Raw genomic sequence first — 22,344 nt, forward strand, 5'->3', positions numbered from 1 at the left:
CACGCGCCGCAGGCCGGGATCGAGAGCGAGCACGTCGGGATCCGGCCCGACGGTCTGCGTATCCACCACGCGCTTCGCCGTGAGATCAAACGCCAGCAGCGTGGCATTCTCGTCGCAGGCAACGAACGCCACCCGGCGAGGTTGTCACACTCTCCTCGCCCGCGGGCGCTGCCCAACCTCCACTGCGGACAATCAGACCGGCCAGGATGCGGCAGATCCGGCTGAAGACCCCGCGGGCTCTCCTACGCTCGCTCGGGGCCCGCTGGCATCGAGGAACATCCGTGGTCGTCCGCCTCATTACGCGTCCCGTGATTTCAGGTGGCTTGTTCCCAGCCCCCGCCGGCAGCTTTCTCGGTGGCACGCGCGACGAACGCGTGCCGGAGAGTAGTGTAATACCCGTTGCAATTTCTGGCAACGTCTTGCGCAGTCTGGCGCCGCCTGCGTGCCATCGGCGCGGTGTCCCCCAAAGCGGTGTCCATGTCCTGCCCGCCCGGGAGGAGTGCGTTGAGGCGGTCCAGTGGCTCGTCCAGGAGGTCGAGCAGGCCAACGGAGTATGCTCAGGACCGCCCGGCCTGTCGGAAGACCGAGGGAAGGTCGAAGTACCTGCGCGTCCCCCGCGCTCGCTCCTGCGGAAACAAGCGGAGTCGAGCCGCGGACTTCCAGACCGCGTACAACGTCGTTACAGCCGCGCGACATCCCTGTGACACCCACCCTCTACGGTGACACGCAAGCAAGCAGGACGAGGCTTGAAGCCGTCCCCATGAAGGAACAAGAATCCCTGGAGGTGGTCACTATGCGGAGGATCGGGGTCTTCGCACATACGTTGGCCTACAAGCAGGACGCCGCGCGGCTGATGTTGACCATCCTAGTGGCCATCAGTGTGGCCGTCTGGATCACTCCCCCGGCACACAGCAAGACGACGGCGCCCAACCCGGCGAAGGCCGTCGAACTGAAAATGACGCTGCGTGGGCTTTACGCCGACCATGTCTTTTGGGTGAGAGACCTCGTGATCGCGACCCGGCTCGGTATCAAAGGCGCGGCGGCCGAAGCCGACGAGTACGGCCTGAAGAATGCCAAAGCCATCGGAGGATCGATCGCGCCCGCCTACGGTCAGGCGGCCGCCGACAAGTTCACCACGTTGTTCGTCGGGCACTATCAGGCGGTGAAGGGCTACATGAAGGCCGCCTTCGCCAACGGCTTCCGCGGCAACGCGGCAGAGAAGAAGGCTGCCGTGGCGGCATTGCAGCGCAACGGCAAGGCGATCGCCGCGTTCGTCAGCTCCGCAAACCCCAACCTGCCCGAAGGGGCGGTCTACGGGCTTCTCGTGAGCCACGTGCAGCACCACGTTATGGCAATCGACGCGGTCGCGAAGGAAGACTGGTCCGGCGAGGCGGACGAGTGGGAGCCGATGATCAAACAGATCTACTCGCTCTCCGACACCCTGGCCGACGGCATCGCCAAACAGTTCCCCAACAAGTTTCAGTAGGAACCGACGCGTCGGTGCGACCCGATGCCGGGGCGCGCCCCGCCGCACCGGCACCCCGCTGGGTGCTGCGTCCCTCGGCAGTACACGCAGTAGCCAGTGCCTCCGATCCGGAGGACGGTCCCTCCGTCGAAGCCCGGCCAACGCACAATTCGTTTTCGTTCTCATAGGATCGGATGATCACAGCCCGACCCCTGGCGATCATTGCACCCTCCCGCCGCTCCCCCGGGCAAAAGCTACATGCCTGTTACGTGTTGCTGACAATCCCGTGACGCCCAAGAGGGAATGATGGTGCATGCAACAACGATGATCAAGGAGGCAGCTCCATGTGGAGGACAGGACGCGGTTTCCTGAGCGCTATGCTTCTTTCATTGGTAGCGTCGGTCGGGGTGGCATCGGCTCAATACAACTATCCACCCACTCCACAACCAGCCCCGCCACCCAGCCAATCTCCCACGCCCGGGACCGTCTACACGGTAAACATGGCTATGGCCACGGTGCAGGGCAAGCGCGAGATGATCTTAACCGATACCCGAGGCATGACGCTCTATCACTTCACTCCTGATACCCCAACTAAGGCCGCGTGCACGGGAGGGTGCGCGAAGACGTGGCCGCCGTTGTTGAGCAAATCCATGCCAACCCATGCCGCGGGATTATCCGGCAAGCTCAGCATCGTCAACGATGACAACGGTTCCCAAGTAAGCTACAATGGCCACCTCCTGTACACGTACTCGGGAGACACTGCTCCCGGCCAAGCGACCGGCGACGGGTTGCTCGGCAAATGGTTCGCGACCAAGCCTGGCCTGCCGGCTGCGGCGTCTGGCAGCCCGAGCAGCACCTCCAGCAGCAGCAAGGGTGGGGGCGGCTGGTAAGGCGCCACCCTCGGCCAGAGTCATTGGTCCAACGTACGGATTGATATCGGCGCCGGCGTCTTGGGCGATCAGACAAGCCCACAACGGTGGATAGTGGACGCAAGGACAACGCGACCGTGAGGCTGGCAGATAGCGCTACTGAGGGCTGGCACGATCAGGCGGTCCGGTCGGCCGGACTGCGAATGTAGCGCCCTCGGGTACGGGTACCACAGTCCGCGTCGCGATCAGTCTCGTCCAGAACGCCGGAGCCGGGTACGCGCGACGAGCGTGTCTCGCTCGCCCGGCTCTACAATCTCAGGGAGACGATCGGCAAGGAGAGCCGGGCTAAGGGAGAGCAGCGTGGCACGCCCGTGAACACCCTAAGCGTCCGTACTATCATCCTCGGGGCCTCCGCCGTGCTGCTGGCATCCCGGATCATCATCAAACGTGAGTTGCAGATTCCGCAGGCCATCCGTAGATCCATCGTCGAAACGCTGGACGCCTGCATTCCTGCGGCGGTGCTCAGTCTCGTCATCGTCACGTTCATCGCCCAGGCGTTCTACATTCCCTCCGGGTCGATGGAACCGACGCTCATGGTCAACGACCGGATTCTCGTCGCGAAGTTTCTGTATCGCTTCGAGCCGGTCCGCCGTGGCGACGTGGTTGTCTTCCGCCTTCCATTGAACCCAGCGCGCGACTTCGTGAAGCGCGTCATCGGGCTGCCTGGCGAACGCATCCGGCTCAGGGAGGGCGTAGTGTTCGTGGGCCGCCAGCGAATCTCCGCGAAAGGCTACACAATTCGGCCGGACCTCGGCGACTACGGACCGATCACGGTCCCATCGAGGATGTACTTCGTGCTGGGCGACAACCGCAACAACAGCGAGGACAGCCGGTTCTTCGGCTATGTACCTCGAGCAAATATCATCGGCAAGGCGATTCTCATCTATTGGCCTCCTGAGCGGATTAGCGCTGTGCATTAAAACTGAACCCGATCGACCGGGAGATCGCAGGAATCAACAAGCTCACCACGATCGCGCAGATATAATGCTGCGCGAGGCTTGGACCGATGGACGCGATTGAGATGTAATGGTGCGAAAATCGGCCGATGTGGAACAGGGCGAGCATCTGTAGGAGTGGCGTCACGATCCCCGCAAACGGCACCAGCGGGAGGTGCCGGACGGCCGGAAAGGGCAACGTCACGACCACGATACTGTCAACAGTCGCCACGAGAAGGCTCGTCAGCCACAGCGCGGCGACCGGCCGCGGCGAGATGCGGCTCCACAACCAGTAGACGACACCGCCGAGTGCACCTGCCAGTACGGACGATCCAGCGGCGGCATCGGCGGGCGGGAGACGAACGTGGAGGAGAAGCACTACGCCAACGTTCACCAAGCCGGCAACGGCGCCGGCGCCGACGCCGGCTACCAGTGAGGATGGCAATGTCGGGGCGGTGACTGCATTCGTGCGGACTGTGTCAAGTCCCATAGGTCACCTGTGTTCGCGGCCTCGATCTCTCGAGCAATCGCTTCCACATCTCTATATCCCCCCAGGTCTCACACGCAGGTAACCACCCCGTAACAGATGTGTCACTGGTAGCCAGCCACCTCGTGAAGCGCCGCGACGCAACCTGCCCTGCGGTATTTTGGCTGCTCGAGACGCTCCGGGAGACGCAGCATAGCCGAACTTGAACGCTGGTCGCATCACTTTGTCGCTGACGGCACGCACGAAGCGTACGCGGTTCGAGGCGCGGGCAGAGAGGAGCGCCCCGCCTCGCCCGCTGGTGTGGGAAAAAGTGTGGTCGCGCGGGTGCGACTGTTGGGGTGCCGAGCCCATTCTGCGCCGCGGCTGCGAAAATGAAAACGTACCGTGACAGGACCGTGACAACGTCTCACGGTGCAGGTACTACCGTTTCACTGATGGTCCTGCGAGGACATCTGTGGAGAGACCGAACAGGTCACAGAGGGGGTGTCACCGATGGCGCGGATGTGGGTTGTGGCTTGGCTCGGAGCAACAGCTGCTGCTGTATCCTTCGCAAAAAAGATCGAGGAGCGGCGTACGGTGGGTGCGTTGTGGTCCGCTAGCTGCTACGCGCGAGATGCCGGTAACCATCGGGTGAGATACTCCGTCGCCCCTCGCAGATCTGTCCCCGCGCACCGGAAGGCGACATGCCCATCCGGACGAACGAGATACTGACCGGTGTTCTCGATGCCGAGCCGCGCAAACGCCTGACCATCGGCGTCAACGAGCGCTTCTGCCGCATCGTCGCGCGTCAAGTGTTTGATCTCAATCAAACCCGTGGAGGCCTGGGTTAGATCGCTCAGTTGGCGCTTGTCCCATACGTTGAATGGACCACAGAGCAATAGGTGGTGATGAGCGCCGCAGAGTTCCTGTTGCAGGTATGTCACCACGCCGGCGCGTCGCACAGGGGCATCGGGCAGACGGTCACCAGCTCTCGGCCCTCGCCGCAGCGGCGGATCGCCTTCGGTGACGAGGGGACTTGTTCGGTAGTGAATGCCCAGCTGCGATACGAAATGGAATCCGAGTGCGCGAAGGCTTGGGTGCCTCAGGGCTGGCGCGAGAACCCCGCGGACGAGTATTCGCCGAAGCCACATAATGGCTTGATTGCCGGACAGGGATCGCGCAAACGCCGAAAAGAGGCGGTCCGTGGCACGTAGTAGCGTCCGGCCGACGGGCCAACGCTCGTCGTTGTAGGTATCGATCAGCCGATCATCTGCCCGTCCGTGAGCCACTAACGCGATCTTCCAGCCTAGATTCCACGCGTCCTGAATGCCGGTATTCATCCCCTGAGCGCCCACGGGGCTGTGGATGTGCGCCGCGTCGCCCGCCAAGAAGATGCGACCCTTTCGGTACTGTGCTGCTTGGCGATGATGTAATCGAAAGCGCGTAAGCCACGCAGCGTCGCGGAGGGTCACGGACCCGTATGTGGGATCGGTCACGATTCCTTGCAGATCGGCGAGCGAGAGCTCGTGTGTGGTGACCTCGTCGTGGTCGCTGACTACGCGATCGGGCGCACCGCCGGCCTCCATCGCCATGACTCGCCATGTGGTTGGCTTGCCGAGCGGGAAGAACATCGCGAAACCCCGCCCCGCCCCGAACGCGTGGATCGCGTCGAGTGGCATGAGCCCATCGGCCTCAACGTCCCCGAGCGCGAATTCCTGTGGATAGGCGCCTCCTTCGAAAGGAATGCCGGCACCCTTCCGCACGGTGCTGTGCGCTCCGTCGCAGCCGACCAGATACGATACGCGGATCTGCTCCTCGCGACCGTTAGCATGCCGCAACAGACAGCGGCACGAATCCTGGTCGTGTTCGAAACTCACCAGTTCGACGCTTCTCTCGATCGCCACGCCCTTCAACACGAGGTGCTCGGTCAACACTGCTTCGGTGTCCGACTGCGAGACAAATAGAATGTACGGAAAGCGAGTGTCCGAGCGGCCGATGCTTCCGAGGTCAATGCTCACGGGCTCGCCGCGATCGACGTGCAGCATCAAGCGAGTAGTCGTACGTCCGCGACTGGCCAGCATTTCGCCTAATCCAAGGCATTGCAGCACCTCTAAGCTACGCGCCTGCACGGCGAGCGCCCGCGACTCTCGCGCGCGGTCATTCGCCTTGTCAATGATCCGGAAGCGAACGTTGAATCGTGCAAGCTGACCAGCGAGCGTCAGCCCGCTGGGACCGGCGCCCACGATAAGCACCTCGAGTTCCGTAAGGGATGTGGCGGGCTTACTATCCATCTCGAACTACCTGAACGTCGGTGGCGTCGGATCTGCGCCTGTCCACGCGAGCAGGGCCCAGAAACTTGCCAAGTACGCTGAACACTGACACACGCCTCGCCACCAGCCCCGGAATTCGAATCCATCGAACGCGCGTTGCAGCGCGACCGGGTCGTTCCCGAGATGTCTCACGCTGAGCATGACGAGCGCCGCTTTGATCGTGAACAGCAAGCCTCCAATGGTGAGGAGGGCCGCCGCATAGACCCGAATCGCTGCGACACGCGGGGCCGTTCGGTCGCGCCGGAACATCGCCGCGACGGCCACCGACAAGATCACCCCGGCGAACGCTTCGCCCGGATACAGGATCATCGCAGTCCGGCCAAGGTCCGCGTGCCAGCTGAACGCGGCCCAACCGAGCGGACCGACATGTCGCCACGCCGGCATGTCGATCAAGTTGCGATTGATGTTGCCGCTCGCCAACAGGCCGTTGACGAGCGTTGCCGCGGCGATGAGTCGACGAATCGGTGAATCCATCTAGGTATTCCTCGTTGCGACGCTACCCGACATCGAACAGACCTGTCCCGCAGAATCCCGCGTAAACCGCCACCTGTTTGGTGCTGACGTTGAGGCGGTTCCAGCCGTTGATCTGACTCGCGCGCAGCGTGACAAGGTCTCGCGTCCGCGACGGCACGCCGCCCTTTTCCGTCGCCTTCGCCAACGCCTGCAGGGCCCGCATGGCCTCAGGAACGATCATCGCCGGGTTGTTCATCCGTGCTTGCATGATGCGCCTCCTCCAGGGGTCTACATGTGTCCTTGCTGAACCGGTGTCCTTGTCACACCGGGCGGGTTTCGTTCGTCACTGCGATGACGAAACGCGACGAGGAAATGTGACGGACGGACGAACACGAACGGCTGGCGGAGCGATTCGAGGCCCATCGGAGCCGCCTGCGGGCGGTGGCCTACCGGATGCTCGGCTCGCCGAGTGACGCAGACGACGCCGTGCAGGAGGCTTGGCTCCGGCTCAGCCGCTCCGACACCGGCGGCGTCGAGAACCTCGAGGGATGGCTGACGACGGCCGTGGCGCGGGTGTGCCTGGATACGCTGCGCTCGCGCCGATCGCGTCGCGAGGAGCCTCTGAGCGTGCACCTGCCGGACCCTCCTGCGGATGAGACCGACCCCGAACATGAAGCGCTGCTGGCGGATTCAGTTGGTCTCGCTCTGCTCGTGGTACTTGAAAGGCTGGCTCCCGCCGAGCGGCTCGCGTTCGTGCTGCACGACGTGTTCGCCGTCCCCTTCGACGAGATCGCGCCCATCGTCGGGCGCACCCCGGCTGCAGCGCGGCGCGAACCATTGTGCGCGCCGATTACTTCTTGACGATTCCGGGCGTGATCCTCATCATCGCGGCGGGATACGCGATGGCGGCCAAACGGCCGTGGCCGCTCCACGGTCTTCACTGGCTCGACTGGGGCCAGACGCTGCTCTACCTCGCGATCCTGCTGTGGCTGATCTTTCTCGTACCCGCGCAGCGGCGCATGGCCGCGCTGGCGACGGACGCGCGCGCCGGTCCGCTTCCCGAGACGTATCTGCGGGCGAGCAAGCGCTGGGCGATCTGGGGCGGGATCGTGACGCTGCTGCTCGTGATCGTGCTGTTCCTGATGACGGTCAGGCCGCAGGCAGGACACGTCGGCGGCGAATCTGTTTCAGTATCTCAGGCCTCGCGCAACCACCGCGCGAGAAGCCGGTACTCATTGGAGGTCATGCCGTCCACGCCGGCGGCGCGGCAGTGGCGGAACCGGTCCTCGTCGTCCACCGGCCACGCGAACACACGCAGTCCTGCAGCGTGTGCGCGGGCGACAATGTCGGCGGTGACGTACGCCCAGTTCATGCAGACCGCATCCGCGCCGGCAGCGCGCGCTGCGGCGGCGGCATCAATGAGACGGCCGGTAAAGATGATCCCCGTAGGGGTCTGCGACGACAGCATCCGTATCCTGCGCACGCTCTCGTGGTCGAACGAGGTGACGAGCACCTCTTCGTCCATGCCGTGGCGGTGAATCGCCTCGAGCACTTGCTGCTCGATCCCATCGTAGATCATCGGGGCGTTCTTGATTTCCACCCGCAGCGTGGCTCGGCCGCGAATAAGCGCCATGGCCTCGTCCAGCAACGGGACGCGTTCTCCCGCGAACGCCGGATCAAACCACCGCCCGGCGTCCAGGCGCCGGAGTTCGTCCAGCGCGAACGCTCCGACCCGGCCATGCCCGTCCGTCGTCCGGTCTACGGTCTGATCGTGAATCACCATCAGATGGCCGTCCTTGGTCCGCTGAACGTCGCATTCGATCGAGCGGGCGCCGTCGTCCAGCGCGACCCGAAACGACGCCAGCGTGTTCTCCGGTGCGTGCCGCGGCGCGCCCCGATGGGCGGTGCCCAACGAAGCGTCGCTGCCCCAGATTCGCTGCCCGCGTGCCGTACTGCGGCTCATCGGCTGCCTCCGGATTCAGTGAAGCGTCAGTTGGAATCCGCGGACAATGTACGGCTGAACGAGCGCGAACACGACAAGGATCGGGAGGACGAGCAGGAGGTTGGCCGCCATCACCTGGTTCCACACGACCCCGCTCTCCTGAGTGTAGAATGTCGCCACGCCGAGCGGCAGTGTCCGGACCGGCACCGCGTTGGTCATGATGAGCGGCCAAAAGTAGTCGTTCCAGTGGACCACGAAACTGAAGACCGCAAAGGTCACGATCATCGGCCGGCCAAGCGGGATCATGACGTGTCGGATCACGGCGAGGTCCCCGGCACCCTCCGCCCGCGCCGCGTCGATGAACTCGCCGGGGATGCCCCGAAAGGCCTGCCGGACGAGGAAGATGCCGAAGGCGCTCGTCGCAAACGGCAGCACGAGTCCCGCGAGCGTGTCCAGCAGATGCAGCGACCGCAGGATGATGAAGTCCGGGATGAACAGGACCTGTTCCGGCATCATAATCGGAACGAGGCACGCGTAGAATAGCAGGTCGCGGCCGGGGAACTCGAGCACGGCAAAGGCATAGGCCGCCAGGATGACCGTGGTCAGTTGAAGGGTCAGGATGCCGGCGGCGACGAGGATGCTGTTCCGGTAGTAGAGCAGCATCGGAGCCGTCTGCCAGACGGTGCGCAGGGGATCGAGATCCCACCGGTGGGGCCACAGCGACGGCGGGAACTGAAAGGTCTCGGGGCTCGGTTTGAAGGCTGTCACCGCGATCCAGTAGAGCGGAAACGCCACGGCGAGCGCGGCGGCGGCGAGCGTCACCGGCACGGCGGCGCTGCGGGCCCGCGCCGGCGCGTTCACGAGGCGTAGTACACTCGCCGCTGGAGGAACCGGAACTCCAGGACGGTGAGCACGAACAAGACGAGGAAAAGCAGGATCGACGCGGCCGCGGCCTGGCCGATCTGGAAGTACTGAAACCCGACCACGTAGATGAAATAGACGAACAGGTACGTCGCATCGTGAATCGGGCCGCCCTGCGTCATGATGTTGACGATATCGAACGCCTCGAACGAGAAGATGACGGAGGTCACAAGCAGGAAGAAGACGGTCGGCCCGAGGAGCGGCAGGGTAATGCGAAACAGCTGCGCGCCCGCCCCGGCGCCGTCGAGCGCCGCCGCCTCGTAGACCGTGCTCGGGATCGCCTGGAGGCCCGCCAGATAGGTGACCATGTCGTAGCCGAGGGCCTTCCACACAGTCAGCAGGACGAGCGACCAGAGCGCGACCGACTCGGCGCCGAGCCAGCTGATCGCCGGCAGCCCCAGCCTCGTGAGCACGGCGTCCACCAGACCGTATTGCGGATCCAGGAGCCACAGCCACAGGAGCGCGACCGACACCCACGAGATGACGTACGGGGCAAACAGTGCGCCCTGCAAGAGCCGCGCGAGACGCGTGACGCGCCGGAGCCCGAGCGCGAGAGCGAGGCCGGCCACCATGGACGCGGCCGTCGACCCGGCAGTGTACAGGATCGTGTTCCAGAGCGTCCGATGGAACCGCGGCGACGTGAGCACGGCGCGGTAGTTGGCCAGACCGACAAAATGCCGCTCCGGGCTCAAGAGGTTCCAGGACGACAGGCTCAGGTAGATGTTGAAGCCGAGCGCGTAGTAGAAAAAGACGCCGAATACCAGCAAGGCCGGCAGCACGAACAGGTACCCTCGGACCCGCGCCGCCCGAGGGAACGGCGAGGGGCGCCGGCCGCGGGCCGGCGCCCCCGGGTTCGAATTCGTCACTTCACCGTGGCCAGCTGTTGATCGATCTGGGCCGCGGCCTGCTGCAACGCTTTCTCCGCCGGGGCATGGCCCAGCACGACCTCCCGCAGCGCATCCTCCAGGTAGTGGAACGTGCCGTTGAAGACCGGCGACGTCGGCTGTGAGTGGCCGTAACGGAGCAGCTGCGCGACCGGGACGTAATACTCGGGGTGCGCCTTATAGTACGCCTGGAGCTGCGCGTATTCGAGCGCGGAGCGCGTGACGGGGACATAGCCTGTGTGCGTGACCCAGTAGTACATCTGCGGGTCCTGGATCACCCACCGGATGAACGTCCACGCCTCTTTGGCATGCTTCGTGGACGCCGGAACCGACAAGTACGAACCGCCGGTTGCCGCGGCGCCCTTGATCTTGGCCGGCATGAACGTCACGCCGACCGGGAACTTGCTGTTGGTCGAGAGATAGTTGATGTCGGCCGACGAGCTGAAGATCATCGCCGCGACGCCTTGAATGAAGTCGGCGCGGGCGACGTCCCAGGCTTTGAACCCTTCCGGCGTCGGTGCTTTCATGACGCCGGTGTCGGTCATCTGCTTCCACCAGTCGACCGTCTCGACGCCAACCGGACTATCGAACGTCGCGCGCGTCTCCTTGGGATCGAAGACCGCACCGCCGGCGGACCACAGGAGCGATTCCCAGAACCAGTAGTTGATCGGCGTCTCGAAGCCGTACACCGATACCCGTCCGGCGCTCCGCTGGGTCAATTGCTGGGCGATCGCCTGGAACTGCGTCCACGAGAGCGGCGCCGCCGGGTCCGCGATGTTGTGCGCCCGGAACATGGCCTTGTCGTAATAGAGGACGGGCGTGCTGCGGTTGAACGGGACCGCGTACATCTGACCCTTGTAGAAGCCGTTGGGCAGGAGGGCGGGGATGAAGTTCTTCATGTCGAGTCCGTCCGATCCGCGGACGAACGTGGTCAAGTCCGCGAGCGCGTGCGCCGCAGCGAGCTGGGGAACGGAGGTGTCGACGGTCTGGACGATGTCGGGCGTGGCGCCGCCGGCGTACGCGGCCATCAACTTTTGCACGACCTGATAGTAGTCGCCCTGGAACGACGCGTCGACCTCGATCTGTGGATGCGAGGCATTGAACTGTTTGACCAGGTCCAGCACCACCTGACCCCAGGCGCCGCCGAGTCCGTACCAGAGCTGCACGTGGTTTTGCGTTTGCGCGATTCCGGCCGGCGCGAAGAGCATTACAGCCGCGATCACCGCGGCCGTTACCCGGTACACCCGCATAACCGCACCTCCCTCAAAACCCGTCGGTCAGTGCCGGCGTATGATCCAGTGCCGCCTGGACCGAGGGACCTTCTCGCAACAGCCATGCGACCCCTTTCCTCGCCCGGGAGGCGAAGGCCCATCCTCGGCGCGGCACGGTAGGATTCTTCGGAAGCGGGTGCGAACCGCGCCCGAGTGCGAAACGAGGTCCGCGCTCCTGCCGGCGGACCGGGGGGAAGGGCAGCGCATGGGGCGAGTACCGGCAATTCTGCTGACCGTTGCGACTGTTGCGTTCAGCCTGAGTGTGCCCGGCGGGCTCGGTGCCGCCGCCGCGGGAACGACGTGGACCGTCACGGTGGGCGCCGACTCCCCGGATCACGCGGTCCAACTCCTAGATTACTATCCCCGGATGATCACCGTTGACGCAGGCGACACGGTAACCTTCACCAACGGGGCAACCGTGGAGCACACGGTGGCATTCTTCTCCGGCGCAAAGCCGCCGGCGCTCGCAGCGCCGGAGCCAGATGGGCGCGTCCGGTTTCCCTCGAGCGTCGCGTTTCCGGGGGGTGGGCCAGCGTACGATGGGACCGGCGTCGTCAACTCCGGCCTCCTCGCGGGCGACCACAAGAGCTGGACCCTCACGTTTACAAAGCCGGGCCGCTATACGTATCAGTGTCTGTTGCACCCGGCCCAGGTCGGCACGATGGTCGTCCAGCCCGCGGGCACCCCGTACCCCAAGACGCAGGCGCAGTACGATCAACTGGCGGCTCAGGCACGGGCACAGGGTCTTGCGGCCGGGGCCAAGCTGCAGTCTGCGAATCGGACTGCCGCTTTTGCGGGTGAGCACGGCACCATCTGGACTGCGTCCCTGGTCGGTGATGCGAAACAGCGTATCGCTATCTACACATTTGGGACGAGTCCGTTGACCGTCAAGGTCGGCGATACAGTCCGGTGGGTGATGAAGGACCCGGACGAGATTCACACGGTGACGTTTCCGGGGACCGGTCAGGTACCGGCGTTCATCGTGCCCCAGCCCCAGTCCGAGACCCCGCCGAAGCTCTATTACAACCCCGCGGTCCTCAAACCCGCGGGTGGCGCCGACCATAAGGGAAATGCATACTACAATTCCGGGCTGCTGGTCCCGTTCAATCCGCCCGGCCCCGACGAGTATTCATTGACGTTCACCCAGCCCGGGACGTTCACGTACTGGTGCGTCGTCCACGTTCCCGAAGGAATGCGGGGCACCGTCGTGGTGACGCCGTAGATCGGCTCAATTCTTAATTCAAGAACGCAGCTTTCTCACCAGCGTTCGTTGCTCGGCGGTTCTCAAAGATGTTTGGAGATGCACTCGGTCGAGAGGGCCGTGCGACGGGCAGCGACAGATCCCGTAATGTGTCGTTTGACTGTCTCCACCGGTCAGGCCGCCATGATCGTTTTCACGACCTCGTCGCGGGCCACATCGTGTTGGTGGACCCTCTTCGCGTGCTGCTGCGCGATATCGACGAGCTCGTCATCGCTTTGAGATTTGAACTGAGCGCCGCATGAAGAGCAGACCACCCTTTTTCAACGCCGGTTCCCGCCCGACAACGACTGCCATCTTCAAGATGTGGTCCGACCACGGCGTGGTCGAGGGTCGGGCTACGTTGCGGAGGCTGCGCCTCTACACGCCCGATGGTCCGGTACGGGAGATTTCACCCTGACGCCGTCCGACGCGCCGGGCCCCGCCCGGATCGTCATCCAGCCCAACGCCCTCGACCACTACGAGGTCAGGGAGGTTCGCGGTCCCAAGGGTGATCACGAAACTCGCTGAAGTGGCCTCGCTTCCAGACGCGTCCGCGCTCGCCAACGCCCACATGACCAGCACGTACCACGATCGGCTTGGTCTTTTTCGGCGCGACCAGGCGTGGCGGAACCACCCGATCTCGCAGAAGCAGATCGAAATTCTCCGGCGCTTCCGGATTCCGCATCCTGAGCGCCTCAACTCCGGCCAGGCGTCCCAGCTCATCAATTACGCCACGCTCCTGCGGCTCAACGAGCGCCAAGCACAGGCGACGCGCCTCGAGGCACCGGCCACCCCCGGTCAACTCAAATACCTTCGGTGGCTTCGAATCGTGCCGGAGAAGGGGCTCACGAAGCGCGAAGCCGGCCGGCTCATCCGGGATTCGAAACGGCGGCGTGATCAACGACGCGTCGCCGCTCGACAATGAGCCGACAGCGCCATCGGGGGGAACGTCGCCTCGGATCCCGCGGGTGGGACACCGTCAGGACCCCCTTCGGCTGGCGCACCGTCCCGAAGGGCCGCGGCTGGGCAGAAGCCGCGAAGTGGGCGATGTTCCGGGTCCTCGGGCAGGTCGTCCTGTTCGGTGCGCTCGCGCTCCTCGGATGGTTTATTCTGATCAACGTCTTCCATCGCTAGGTGTCCATGTATCGGCACTGCCGAGAATGTTTGCCGTGTACGACACGCGTGGGCCCGAGCCCTTAGGCCTCCCGCGGTCCCGGCACGTCCCGCAGTGGAGCGCCTACTGCACGGTTGCGGTCACGGTGGATGCAGGCGAGAGCTGGTGGTCGCTCGAGTCCACCACCGTGGCGGTGATCGTCATGGTCAGCCCGCGGCGTACCGCCGGTTCCTGGCTGAACGTCGCATTCCAGTTGCCATTCTGGTCGGCGGTGATGGTCTGCGTCCCCAGTGAGCCGTTTACATTAAACAGCAGGACGGTACTGGTGTAGTTTACCTGGACCTGGACCAGGGAGCCTGGAGCCGCCCGCCCGGACACGGTCAGCGGGAGTTCGACCACCGCGCCGTTTTGCGGGCTGCTGATGATCGGCGCCCTAGGCGTCCCATTGATGGTCACGCTCGTGGGCGCGCTTGCGGTCTGACTCTGGCCGCCGGCGCTGATCTGCACGGTCACCGCCGCGTTCTGGATGATATCACCGGGCCGCACTGTATAGGTGCCGACATAAGTACCGGGCCGTCCGGGTTGCTCCGCCATCGGCAGGTTGCCTTGGATCCCCCCGATCGTGAATGACGCGATGCCGCCCGCCGGGCCATTCGCGACCACGGTGAGAGTGTCCCCAGGACCCAGCGGCCGGTTCGGCGAGATCTGCACCGGGCCGATCGGCCGCATGGCGGCCTGCTGGACGCGCACGCCCCAGACCTCGCTGGTCAGCGGGTTGAGGCGCAGCACCACGGTTTCTCCGGGCGCCAGCGCGGCGGGGGCACCGTTACTCTGGACCACCGCCGCCGAAGGGTTCATGCGGTAGCTGGTCCCGTTCTGCAGCCCGATCGCGCCGGGTGAGATCGAGCTAACGATCCCGGAGGTCTCAGCGTAGCTCGCCTGGATCGACTGGGCCACGCCGTTTTGACTGGCCACGATGGCGACGGCGTCACCCGGCTGGGTCGCGTCGAGAGCGACCGAACCGCCTGCGCCGGTCGAGGCGTTCGTGCGACTGATCGCAGTGGCCGGCGTCACTTGGTAAGTGTAGACGGAGCCGCCAGACTGCACCACGATCTGTCCCTGCGGGTTCACCGACAGGACCGTGCCCTGGAGGCTGCTCGTGGCGGCCGGAGGCGCCGGGGGATAGGTTTGGGACGGCGGAGCCACCGGCGGGTAGGTCTGGGACGGCGGCGGCGTCGGCGGGTAGGTTTGAGACGGCGGATAGGCTTGCGTCGGCGGGATCCCAGCCTGGCTTACGATCGAGACGGTCGTCGATGCCGCGTCCCACGCCACCTGCGTGCCGAGCGCCTGGCTGACGAAGCGCAGCGGCACCATCGTGCGGCCACTCACGAGCACCGCCGGCACGTCCATGGAGGCCGGCTGACCGTTGACCATCGCCTGAGTCGAGCCGATGCGAAGCGACACGTTCGTCGGGCCCCGCTGGGCGAGCACGGTCTGCGTGGTGTCATCCCACGCCACGACCGCGCCGAGCCGCTGGAAGACGCCCCGCAGCGGGACCAGCACCCTCCCACCCATGATCACCGGCGGCACGTCAAACGTCACCGGCTGGTTGTCGACGAACACCCGCACATACGGTGCCGGTGTCTGGGCCATGGCTCCGGCAGCCAGTCCGGCCGCCATCGTCGCCGCCAGCACAATGCCGGCGACTTGCTGCGCTCTCATCAACCCCTCACCTCCGTTAGCACCTCGCCTCCATTTCAACGGATGGGTTGCGCCTTCATCGAGCCCATACTTGTCGCCGTCCGGTGTGGCGGGTGCCTATAGCCGAACGCTGAACACCACCATGAAGCCGGCAACCGCTGTGCCTACCAGGACAATCGCCAGCTGCGACCCAGAGCTTTCAATTTTCGCGACCGCCAACGACGCCGCGCTAAGCGGCACCAGGACGACATCGTTGAGATGCCGGCACCTCCCCAACCTCTGCCTTCCCACGCTTATGCCCTACTCGCTCCCTCAAACGGCAATTGGCGGGAGAAAGGTCCGGCAAACCCTGCAGCGCGCCGACGAGTTTCAGCCGGTCGAGCGCGGGCGCTGGCGGCTTGTCCTCGGCTAAGCGCGTACGCGCCGGCATGCTACGCACGTTCGCGAGCGCGACCCGCCCATCCGGGCGTACACTCGACGCACCATGGCCAACACGCTGACCCGGCGTCAACGGGACGTGCTCAAGGTCGTCCTCGAGTTCTTTACCACCCGCGGCCGCCTCCCGACCGTGCGGGAACTTGCTCATGAGCTGGGATTCGGCTCTACGTCAACCGCCTACAGCCACCTGCAGGCCCTCAAACGCCATGGCGCCCTCCGCGACGACAACGGCCACATCGCGCTCGCGCCGGCCACGCTCGAGACGCTTTCTCAGGCGCTACGGGACAAGGCGAGCATCTAACTCCCGCCGGCGATCGCGCGCGGCACACCACGGCTGCGCGCGCACACAGCGTGTCCCCAAGCGCAGGACGCGCCCGCCCCTGACGGGCGCGGCTGTATTCCTCACGGACGGCATGGGTAGCTACCCTGATGCCGCGCCGCCGTATCCGGTCCTGTGGGTACTCACGCCGACCCATCAGGAACCGCCGTTCGGGGCTGTAGCGGTGCTGGACGGGATAGCATCGCCGTAGAAGAATCTCCCCTGGCCACCGAACGGTGTATACTCCGGAATTCCTGCAGCTGTAGGATGACATCGAGCCAATCCTGGATATTATCCTAGGAGATTTGAGGCGGTGTTACGCTTCACAACATCAAATGAGAATATTCGGAAAAGATTCTTCGTCGGTCCACCGCATTCCTCAGGGCAGCGTCTTGAGATAAGCGAACAGATCCCCCCACTCGCGGCTCGTGAGCTGCCAGCGAGGCATCGGCCAAGCAAGCGGCTTCCCTTCAGCATCGATTCCTTGAGTCACCGCCCGTTGGATCAGGGCGTCGGTGTAGCGCGGGCCCCGCGTACCGTCTGGTTCGAGCATTCCAGCCGGATTGGTCAGATTGCGGCGCGTGATGTTTGGGCTGACGAACATCGGGGTCTGGAGCCCGTGGCCATCGACGCCGTGGCAGCCGGCGCAGCTCATCGGCATCATCATCCCACCGGCATATGGAATAGGCCGCCCGTCCGGGTCGGTCCCAGCGCGAAAAATCCACGCGCCGCGATCCGGGGCGGTCCCGGCCCGCTGGACCGGAACCCCACTTCCGAGCAGTACCAGCCCACCTGCCCCCACGATGAGCAGCGCCACACCGGCCAGGAGCAGGCCCTTCGCCCTCATCGCGCGGCTCGTCGCGTTTTTTCGCTTACTCCAGGTCGCGGCGCATCTGTTCGTATTGTTCGTGGGTCAGCTCACCCCGAGCGTAGCGCTCCTTCACGATGTCGAGCGGCCGGTGGCTAGCAAGTTCCACCGGGCCAGCCTGCCGGAAGCCCCAGATGATCAGAAGCAGGATCCCACCGATGATCAGCAGCCAGAAGAAGAGGGTCAATATTCCCGATAAGCCGGCGGCGCCCCAGCCCCAACCTCCCATCATCCAGGGTCCCATCGTTTCATTCCACCCCGGTCATTTTCGCAGTCGAGACCGGAAGCGGGCACGACGATCAGCGCACCGATCATCGAGTCAACTCCCGAGCTGCGACCATCGGTGTTCTTCCGCCCCCTTACATCCCTCATTATATGAATACTTCCTCCGGGGGGCCTTAGGTGCCAACCGTTGCGAAGACGACCTGAGCGTAGCAGGGCTGTTGCACGGCACACCAGCGCCGGGGTCGAGTATCTAAGGTCACACGGCTACTGATCCCCGTGGTCGACATGGTGTTTCTCGCGGGTTCGTTGGCGGCACGCATAGCCGACGCATGCCTTAGCACGTGACGGTGCCACCGATCGTTGACCTCGAAGACCGCGACGAGGGGCCTCCACGTCCACATCGAGCCCGGTCTCCTCGCGGATCTCACAGGCCACTGCGGCCGGGATCGGCTCGAAGTTCTCTGGCCGTCCGCCCGGAAACGACCCAGTACCCGAGTCCACGTCGTGGGTGCTCGATGAGGAGGACTCCTTCACCGCGGACGATGACAACGCTTCCTCTCCGACTTGGCACAGACCCCGCTCCGTTCCCGACATCCTTACCGGCGCATTTGAAAACATGTATAGCCCCTACCGGTATCGGCAGAAGCCATCAGCCCAGGCTCCCTGGACGATTCGGCGGCTTCCATCGCACTGCGCTTCCGTTACGGCACGACCATCACCGAATAACAGTCCGTGGACGCTCTCGTCGATCGCTTCCCGCACCTCGCCCTCCAAGTCGCAAACTCTCGCGCCCGCACAACCGCGGGCGCCACGACCGCGCTTGGCCCGTGACGGGCAAGATCGAGCGCAACCCGCAGCGCCTCACGCGCCGGCTTCGATCCGTCATAGCCAACCAGGATCTTGAAGATCGACGCCTCGACCGCCTGGACGGTAACGCCCACTTCCACGATATCGTCTCCGGGCGCCGCGGTCCTTCCACGGCGGCGTTTCGACACGGCGCGGTGCGCCGGCGGCGGAACTGGAGACGATGGAGATAACGTTTTCAGAAGCGTATGATGCTTCCTGTGAACGCGTCGAGGGGGAACGGTGCCATGGACTACGAGAACGTATTCGCTGAGGTCATCGCCGGGCTCAAGACGGACGGACGCTACCGGACGTTCGCCGACCTCGAGCGCCGGTGCGGCGATTTCCCGCGGGCGACCTGGCACGGCCCCGACGGGCCGACCGACGTCACCGTCTGGTGCACGAACGACTACCTCGGCATGGGACAGCACCCCGCCGTGCTGGACGCGATGGCCGCCTCACTCCGCCGGTGCGGCGCCGGCGCGGGCGGCACGCGCAACATCGCCGGCACGAACCACGATCACGTCCTGCTCGAGCGGGAACTCGCCGACCTCCACCGCAAGGACGCGGCGCTCCTCTTCGCCTCCGGTTATACAGCGAACGAGGGCGCGATCAGCACGATCGCGCGCCTGCTCCCCGGCTGCGTGATTTTGTCGGACGAGCTTAACCACGCCTCGATGATTGAGGGCATCCGCCGCAGCGGCGCGGAGAAGCACATCTTCCGGCACAACGATGCCGCGGATCTGGACCGGCTGCTGCGCGCGGTCGATCCGCAGCGGCCAAAGCTGGTCTGCTTCGAGTCAGTCTACTCCATGGACGGCGACATCGCGCCGATACCCGCGCTCTGCGACGCCGCCGAACGCCATGGGGCGCTGACGTACCTCGACGAGGTCCACGCGGTCGGCCTCTACGGGCCGCGCGGCGGCGGCATCGCTGAGCGCGACGGGGCGCTCCATCGGATCACCGTCGTCCAGGGCACGCTGGCCAAGGGCTTCGGCGTCGTCGGCGGGTACATCGCGGGTCCGGCGGCGCTCGTCGACTGCGTCCGGAGCTTCGCGCCGGCGTTCATCTTCACGACCGCGATCCCGCCGGTGATCGCCGCCGGTGCGCTGGCGAGCGTGCGCCACCTTAAGGTGAGCCAGGCTGAGCGGGCACGCCATCAGGACCGGGCGACGCGGCTCAAGCGCCTGCTGGCCCGGGCGGGACTCCCGGCGAAGGACACGCCCAGCCACATCGTGCCCTTCATGGTCGGCGACGCGGTCCTCTGCCAGGCGATGTCGGATGAATTGCTCCGCCGTCACGGGATCTATCTGCAGCCGATCAACTATCCGACGGTGCTCAAGGGGACGGAGCGGCTCCGCATCACGCCGACGCCGCTCCACGGCGACGCCGAGATGGATCGCCTGATCGAGGCGCTTGGCGACGTGTGGGGGCGGCTGCGACAGTCACGCCCCGCGGTCGCGTCGGTCGGCCGCCCCGCAAGCCCGTAAGACGCGGGGCGCGATCGAAGGATTTCCCCGCGACCGCGAAGTCACGCGCGTGGTCTCCCGGAATACGTGGTCCACCATCCAGAGTACCTCCCCCCGTCCCTTCGTGAGCGGCCGCGGACGCCGACGGATATGCCAAAGCACCCGTCGCTCGTGCCGTGGATCCGGCCCCCGTTGGAGCCAGAGACCATAGTCTCCGGCTTCGTTGTGAAGGAGACACCAACTGACGTGCGTCAGCGGTTCGCCGCTCGACGGTCTGCTCGCGGGTACAGCGCTCGCGCGCGCTCGACCGGGACCCGCAGGTTGCGGCGGAGCGCTACGCCGGGCTGTCGATCGGGCAGACCAAGGATTTCCGGAAGACGAAGCAGACCCCGCGTGAACCGGGCTACGTGCGACTCCAGATCACGATCCGCCCGGACCAGGTGGAAGGCCTCGTGCAGGGCCAGAAGGTCACCCTCGCCCGGGCGCTTCCTACCGGCGAAGAAGTAAAGGTCGTCCTCACCGAACCCAGTAAGTCTATTCCGATAACCCAACGGCATCGGCGCCTGTGGGCCGATGCCCTATCTCAGGCGCTTCCCGGCGGTAGACTCATCGCATCATGACGGCCAAGCCTCGGGAAGCCGTGCCGCTTGCCCTGGAAGCTGTTGCCGCCCTGAAGGATCTCCGGGAAGCATTCATCCGAAGGTTCGGGAGGCCACCAGGACGGGACGACCCTGTCTACTTCGATCCCGATGCCGACATCCCGCGCCCCATGCCACTCGACCGGACGCATCGCGAGACCAGGAAGCTGTTCATCGCCTCCGGCGCTCCGCCGGAAATTATCTACGCGTTCGAGAAGGCCGGTCGGATCGTCACCGAGCAGAATAAGCGGTTTCTCACTCAGGCGGAGCTCCTGGAGTGGGACGAGGCCGTCCGAGAGCTCAGGCGGATCGCCTCGAGAGCGTAACCAGCAGCGCCGGCCGGAGGGCGGTAATCGCGGCGTGATTGGGGGGAGATTGGCTACAGTTAGGCTACAGTAGGCGCCTTTCGTAGAATTGAAACCGTGCGGCAACCCTTGATTGTCTTGGTCGGGCCGGCCGGATTTGAACCGGCGACCACCTGAACCCCATTCAGGTGCGCTACCCCACCCCGCGGAGCCGTCATTTCCAAGCCCTCTCCAGGGGTGAGCACCTGAGTGTCAGGTGCCTTTTCGTATTCCGCGCCGTCTGATTGCATCGCCTAACCCCCCTTTTTGACCTGCCGGTCAGTGCTCAATTTCCCGCCCCTGCGTAACCACGCTACTCCCTGCCGTTCAATTTCCCTGACACGGGCGACCATTTGCAGCGGAGCTGACCCTCCTTCGCTCCGCACCGCGTTTTTCGGCCTCCCCATCGGCTGTTGCGTCTTCGCGTCCCACTTTCGCAACAACCCGTCGAGAGGCAAACGGCGGGAATCCCTGAGAAACCGTGTCCGCTGCATCTCCGCTCGTTTCACCCTGGCAGACCGCTCAGCTGATGAGTCGCCCTTATGGTGATTCGCGGCGAAAACCTGTTTATCGAGCCGCCACCGGAGACGTTGCAACATTTCCTTTTGCCTGCCCGTGAGCGGGGGCAGGTTGCGCGTCCACTCGACCCGCTTCCGCTCGACAAGGACAACCCGCCCCCCCGCAGATGCCCGGAGCCGGCCGAATCGCACTCCGAACACCGAGGAGAGGGTTGTTATCGCTTCGATCCTTTTGAGCCCGTCACGGGGGAGGGTGAACACAAGGCGCCCATCGAGGTGAGGTTCTAAGCGCACTTCCCGCAGTGCCTTGATCGCGTGCGCCTCCGCAAGAATCCCAATCTCGTGCGGTTCCGCCAGTGCCAAAATCACACGCGCCCGTCGGCGAGGGCGAGGCACCGACCCTGTTGCGGTGGCAGCGAACGCCTTGCACCAGGCGACGTGCCGAAGCATCCCGGCAAGTCTCTGGTCGGCGAGTGGTTTCTGGTGGAGACGTTCCGCCAGGATCGCGGGCATCGGCACAACACCGAAGAGTTGAGCGGCGAAGGCTCCCGCAGACCGCGGGTGCAGTTGCGTCGGGTGCGCGCCCATCACGATGCGCGCGGCCCGCCGGTCAATGGGGCTGTCTCCGTCGAGCCGGATTCCGATCGTTTCTTCCCCGGACGGCAGCACCGCGTAGAAATAAGTCTCCTGTATCATCGCGAGGAGACTATAACACGCTAGACTATGAACTGCAAGGGCGAATCTGGAGGTGGCCCGCATGGGAATGAAGGCCGTCATGCTGCCGTCGGAAGCGGCGCGGATCTTGGGGGTGTCCGCTACATATGTTCGCGTTCTGGCCGACCGCGGGGACCTGCCGGCCACGCGCACGGAAGGCGGCGTCAGGCTACTGGATCGGGCCGCGGTTGAGAAATTGGCTCGCGATCGTGGAGACCGAAACGCGGAGCGCCAAGTAGCCGTGCGCTAAAAAATCAGGGCCGGCTGGGGGCCGGCCCGGGGAACGGGGTGTTGGGACATGCCGGATGTAGCACAAC

Annotated in this window: 22 protein-coding genes and 2 pseudogenes; 11 read left to right on the forward strand and 13 right to left on the reverse strand. The window is 64.9% G+C overall.

What is annotated here, in order from left to right:
- Positions 1-793 precede the first annotated feature (793 nt).
- The 3 genes from VGZ23_01900 to lepB all read left to right on the forward strand — a co-directional run bounded on the left by VGZ23_01900 (position 794) and on the right by lepB (position 3,314).
- Positions 794-1,486, forward strand: coding sequence for a hypothetical protein (locus tag VGZ23_01900; GenBank protein ID HEV2356355.1), 693 nt, complete (start codon positions 794-796; stop codon positions 1,484-1,486).
- A 485-nt stretch (positions 1,487-1,971) separates the two neighbouring features.
- Positions 1,972-2,355: a hypothetical protein gene (locus tag VGZ23_01905; GenBank protein HEV2356356.1), complete on the forward strand. Its 384-nt coding sequence runs from the start codon at positions 1,972-1,974 to the stop codon at positions 2,353-2,355.
- 395 nt (positions 2,356-2,750) lie between these two features.
- Complete coding sequence (lepB, locus tag VGZ23_01910; GenBank protein ID HEV2356357.1) at positions 2,751-3,314, forward strand: signal peptidase I; 564 nt, start codon at positions 2,751-2,753, stop codon at positions 3,312-3,314.
- Here lepB and VGZ23_01915 read toward each other — a convergent pair.
- The 4 genes and pseudogenes from VGZ23_01915 to VGZ23_01930 all read right to left on the reverse strand — a co-directional run bounded on the left by VGZ23_01915 (position 3,298) and on the right by VGZ23_01930 (position 6,846).
- Entirely contained in the window at positions 3,298-3,723 is a 426-nt protein-coding gene (locus tag VGZ23_01915; protein HEV2356358.1) for a hypothetical protein, read from the reverse strand. The genes lepB and VGZ23_01915 overlap by 17 nt on opposite strands.
- A 695-nt stretch (positions 3,724-4,418) precedes the next feature.
- On the reverse strand, positions 4,419-6,086 hold the full coding sequence (locus tag VGZ23_01920; GenBank protein ID HEV2356359.1) for an FAD-dependent monooxygenase: 1,668 nt from the start codon (positions 6,084-6,086) through the stop codon (positions 4,419-4,421).
- Between the two features lie 6 nt (positions 6,087-6,092).
- The gene (locus VGZ23_01925; GenBank protein HEV2356360.1) at positions 6,093-6,599 is read right to left on the reverse strand and encodes a hypothetical protein; all 507 of its coding nucleotides are present in this window, start codon (positions 6,597-6,599) and stop codon (positions 6,093-6,095) included.
- Between the two features lie 103 nt (positions 6,600-6,702).
- Positions 6,703-6,846, reverse strand: a pseudogene (locus VGZ23_01930) (carboxymuconolactone decarboxylase family protein).
- Positions 6,847-6,977: 131 nt separating this feature from the next.
- Between VGZ23_01930 and VGZ23_01935 the strand changes: the two are divergent.
- Positions 6,978-7,409: pseudogene (locus tag VGZ23_01935) on the forward strand (sigma-70 family RNA polymerase sigma factor).
- Between the two features lie 364 nt (positions 7,410-7,773).
- Here VGZ23_01935 and VGZ23_01940 read toward each other — a convergent pair.
- The 4 genes from VGZ23_01940 to VGZ23_01955 form a co-directional block, all read right to left on the reverse strand.
- Entirely contained in the window at positions 7,774-8,541 is a 768-nt protein-coding gene (locus tag VGZ23_01940) for a glycerophosphodiester phosphodiesterase family protein (GenBank protein HEV2356361.1), read from the reverse strand.
- 15 nt (positions 8,542-8,556) lie between these two features.
- On the reverse strand, positions 8,557-9,381 hold the full coding sequence (locus VGZ23_01945) for a carbohydrate ABC transporter permease (GenBank protein ID HEV2356362.1): 825 nt from the start codon (positions 9,379-9,381) through the stop codon (positions 8,557-8,559).
- A complete protein-coding gene (locus VGZ23_01950; GenBank protein ID HEV2356363.1) occupies positions 9,378-10,220 on the reverse strand; it encodes a sugar ABC transporter permease in 843 nt (280 codons plus the stop codon). Before VGZ23_01950 ends, VGZ23_01945 begins: the two co-directional genes overlap by 4 nt.
- An 83-nt stretch (positions 10,221-10,303) precedes the next feature.
- Positions 10,304-11,575 (reverse strand): ABC transporter substrate-binding protein, encoded by a 1,272-nt coding sequence (locus tag VGZ23_01955; GenBank protein ID HEV2356364.1) that lies wholly within the window; start codon positions 11,573-11,575, stop codon positions 10,304-10,306.
- Between the two features lie 226 nt (positions 11,576-11,801).
- On the opposite strand from VGZ23_01955, the gene VGZ23_01960 reads away from it, so the two are divergent.
- The 3 genes from VGZ23_01960 to VGZ23_01970 all read left to right on the forward strand — a co-directional run bounded on the left by VGZ23_01960 (position 11,802) and on the right by VGZ23_01970 (position 13,970).
- Positions 11,802-12,818, forward strand: coding sequence for a plastocyanin/azurin family copper-binding protein (locus VGZ23_01960; protein HEV2356365.1), 1,017 nt, complete (start codon positions 11,802-11,804; stop codon positions 12,816-12,818).
- A 526-nt stretch (positions 12,819-13,344) separates the two neighbouring features.
- Entirely contained in the window at positions 13,345-13,761 is a 417-nt protein-coding gene (locus VGZ23_01965; protein ID HEV2356366.1) for a hypothetical protein, read from the forward strand.
- Positions 13,758-13,970, forward strand: a complete 213-nt coding sequence (locus VGZ23_01970; GenBank protein HEV2356367.1) for a hypothetical protein — start codon at positions 13,758-13,760, stop codon at positions 13,968-13,970. The genes VGZ23_01965 and VGZ23_01970 overlap by 4 nt, the downstream gene beginning before the upstream one ends.
- Positions 13,971-14,073: 103 nt before the next feature.
- Here the strand turns inward: VGZ23_01970 and VGZ23_01975 are convergent, their stop codons facing one another.
- A complete protein-coding gene (locus VGZ23_01975) occupies positions 14,074-15,672 on the reverse strand; it encodes a stalk domain-containing protein (protein HEV2356368.1) in 1,599 nt (532 codons plus the stop codon).
- Between the two features lie 463 nt (positions 15,673-16,135).
- On the opposite strand from VGZ23_01975, the gene VGZ23_01980 reads away from it, so the two are divergent.
- Positions 16,136-16,390, forward strand: a complete 255-nt coding sequence (locus VGZ23_01980) for a helix-turn-helix domain-containing protein (GenBank protein HEV2356369.1) — start codon at positions 16,136-16,138, stop codon at positions 16,388-16,390.
- Between the two features lie 397 nt (positions 16,391-16,787).
- Here the strand turns inward: VGZ23_01980 and VGZ23_01985 are convergent, their stop codons facing one another.
- From VGZ23_01985 to VGZ23_02000, 4 genes are all read right to left on the reverse strand, one after another.
- A complete protein-coding gene (locus tag VGZ23_01985; protein ID HEV2356370.1) occupies positions 16,788-17,255 on the reverse strand; it encodes a c-type cytochrome in 468 nt (155 codons plus the stop codon).
- 25 nt (positions 17,256-17,280) lie between these two features.
- On the reverse strand, positions 17,281-17,520 hold the full coding sequence (locus VGZ23_01990) for an SHOCT domain-containing protein (GenBank protein ID HEV2356371.1): 240 nt from the start codon (positions 17,518-17,520) through the stop codon (positions 17,281-17,283).
- A gap of 245 nt (positions 17,521-17,765) precedes the next feature.
- Entirely contained in the window at positions 17,766-18,119 is a 354-nt protein-coding gene (locus VGZ23_01995) for an NUDIX domain-containing protein (GenBank protein HEV2356372.1), read from the reverse strand.
- 83 nt (positions 18,120-18,202) lie between these two features.
- The gene (locus VGZ23_02000; GenBank protein HEV2356373.1) at positions 18,203-18,448 is read right to left on the reverse strand and encodes a universal stress protein; all 246 of its coding nucleotides are present in this window, start codon (positions 18,446-18,448) and stop codon (positions 18,203-18,205) included.
- Between the two features lie 144 nt (positions 18,449-18,592).
- Here VGZ23_02000 and hemA point away from each other — a divergent pair, with 144 nt between their 5' ends.
- The 3 genes from hemA (at position 18,593) to VGZ23_02015 (ending at position 22,277) form a co-directional block, all read left to right on the forward strand.
- On the forward strand, positions 18,593-19,834 hold the full coding sequence (gene hemA, locus VGZ23_02005; protein ID HEV2356374.1) for a 5-aminolevulinate synthase: 1,242 nt from the start codon (positions 18,593-18,595) through the stop codon (positions 19,832-19,834).
- A gap of 595 nt (positions 19,835-20,429) precedes the next feature.
- Complete coding sequence (locus VGZ23_02010; protein HEV2356375.1) at positions 20,430-20,777, forward strand: hypothetical protein; 348 nt, start codon at positions 20,430-20,432, stop codon at positions 20,775-20,777.
- A 1,293-nt stretch (positions 20,778-22,070) separates the two neighbouring features.
- Entirely contained in the window at positions 22,071-22,277 is a 207-nt protein-coding gene (locus tag VGZ23_02015) for a helix-turn-helix domain-containing protein (GenBank protein ID HEV2356376.1), read from the forward strand.
- Positions 22,278-22,344: the final 67 nt, after the last annotated feature.

The sequence above is a fragment of the bacterium genome, assembly GCA_035945995.1.
In the GTDB taxonomy this organism is placed as follows: domain Bacteria; phylum Sysuimicrobiota; class Sysuimicrobiia; order Sysuimicrobiales; family Segetimicrobiaceae; genus DASSJF01.

Bases quoted from the DNA above. Each gene is read 5' to 3' on its own strand.
- VGZ23_01900 (HEV2356355.1), top strand. From the start codon at position 794: ATGCGGAGGATCGGGGTCTTCGCACATACGTTGGCCTACAAGCAGGAC.
- VGZ23_01905 (HEV2356356.1), top strand. From the start codon at position 1,972: ATGGCCACGGTGCAGGGCAAGCGCGAGATGATCTTAACCGATACCCGA.
- VGZ23_01920 (HEV2356359.1), bottom strand. From the start codon at position 6,086: ATGGATAGTAAGCCCGCCACATCCCTTACGGAACTCGAGGTGCTTATC.
- VGZ23_01925 (HEV2356360.1), bottom strand. From the start codon at position 6,599: ATGGATTCACCGATTCGTCGACTCATCGCCGCGGCAACGCTCGTCAAC.
- VGZ23_01940 (HEV2356361.1), bottom strand. From the start codon at position 8,541: ATGAGCCGCAGTACGGCACGCGGGCAGCGAATCTGGGGCAGCGACGCT.
- VGZ23_01955 (HEV2356364.1), bottom strand. From the start codon at position 11,575: ATGCGGGTGTACCGGGTAACGGCCGCGGTGATCGCGGCTGTAATGCTC.
- VGZ23_01960 (HEV2356365.1), top strand. From the start codon at position 11,802: ATGGGGCGAGTACCGGCAATTCTGCTGACCGTTGCGACTGTTGCGTTC.
- VGZ23_01970 (HEV2356367.1), top strand. From the start codon at position 13,758: ATGAGCCGACAGCGCCATCGGGGGGAACGTCGCCTCGGATCCCGCGGG.
- VGZ23_01975 (HEV2356368.1), bottom strand. From the start codon at position 15,672: ATGAGAGCGCAGCAAGTCGCCGGCATTGTGCTGGCGGCGACGATGGCG.
- VGZ23_01980 (HEV2356369.1), top strand. From the start codon at position 16,136: ATGGCCAACACGCTGACCCGGCGTCAACGGGACGTGCTCAAGGTCGTC.
- VGZ23_01985 (HEV2356370.1), bottom strand. From the start codon at position 17,255: ATGAGGGCGAAGGGCCTGCTCCTGGCCGGTGTGGCGCTGCTCATCGTG.
- VGZ23_01990 (HEV2356371.1), bottom strand. From the start codon at position 17,520: ATGGGACCCTGGATGATGGGAGGTTGGGGCTGGGGCGCCGCCGGCTTA.
- VGZ23_01995 (HEV2356372.1), bottom strand. From the start codon at position 18,119: ATGTTTTCAAATGCGCCGGTAAGGATGTCGGGAACGGAGCGGGGTCTG.
- hemA (HEV2356374.1), top strand. From the start codon at position 18,593: ATGGACTACGAGAACGTATTCGCTGAGGTCATCGCCGGGCTCAAGACG.
- VGZ23_02010 (HEV2356375.1), top strand. From the start codon at position 20,430: ATGACGGCCAAGCCTCGGGAAGCCGTGCCGCTTGCCCTGGAAGCTGTT.
- VGZ23_02015 (HEV2356376.1), top strand. From the start codon at position 22,071: ATGGGAATGAAGGCCGTCATGCTGCCGTCGGAAGCGGCGCGGATCTTG.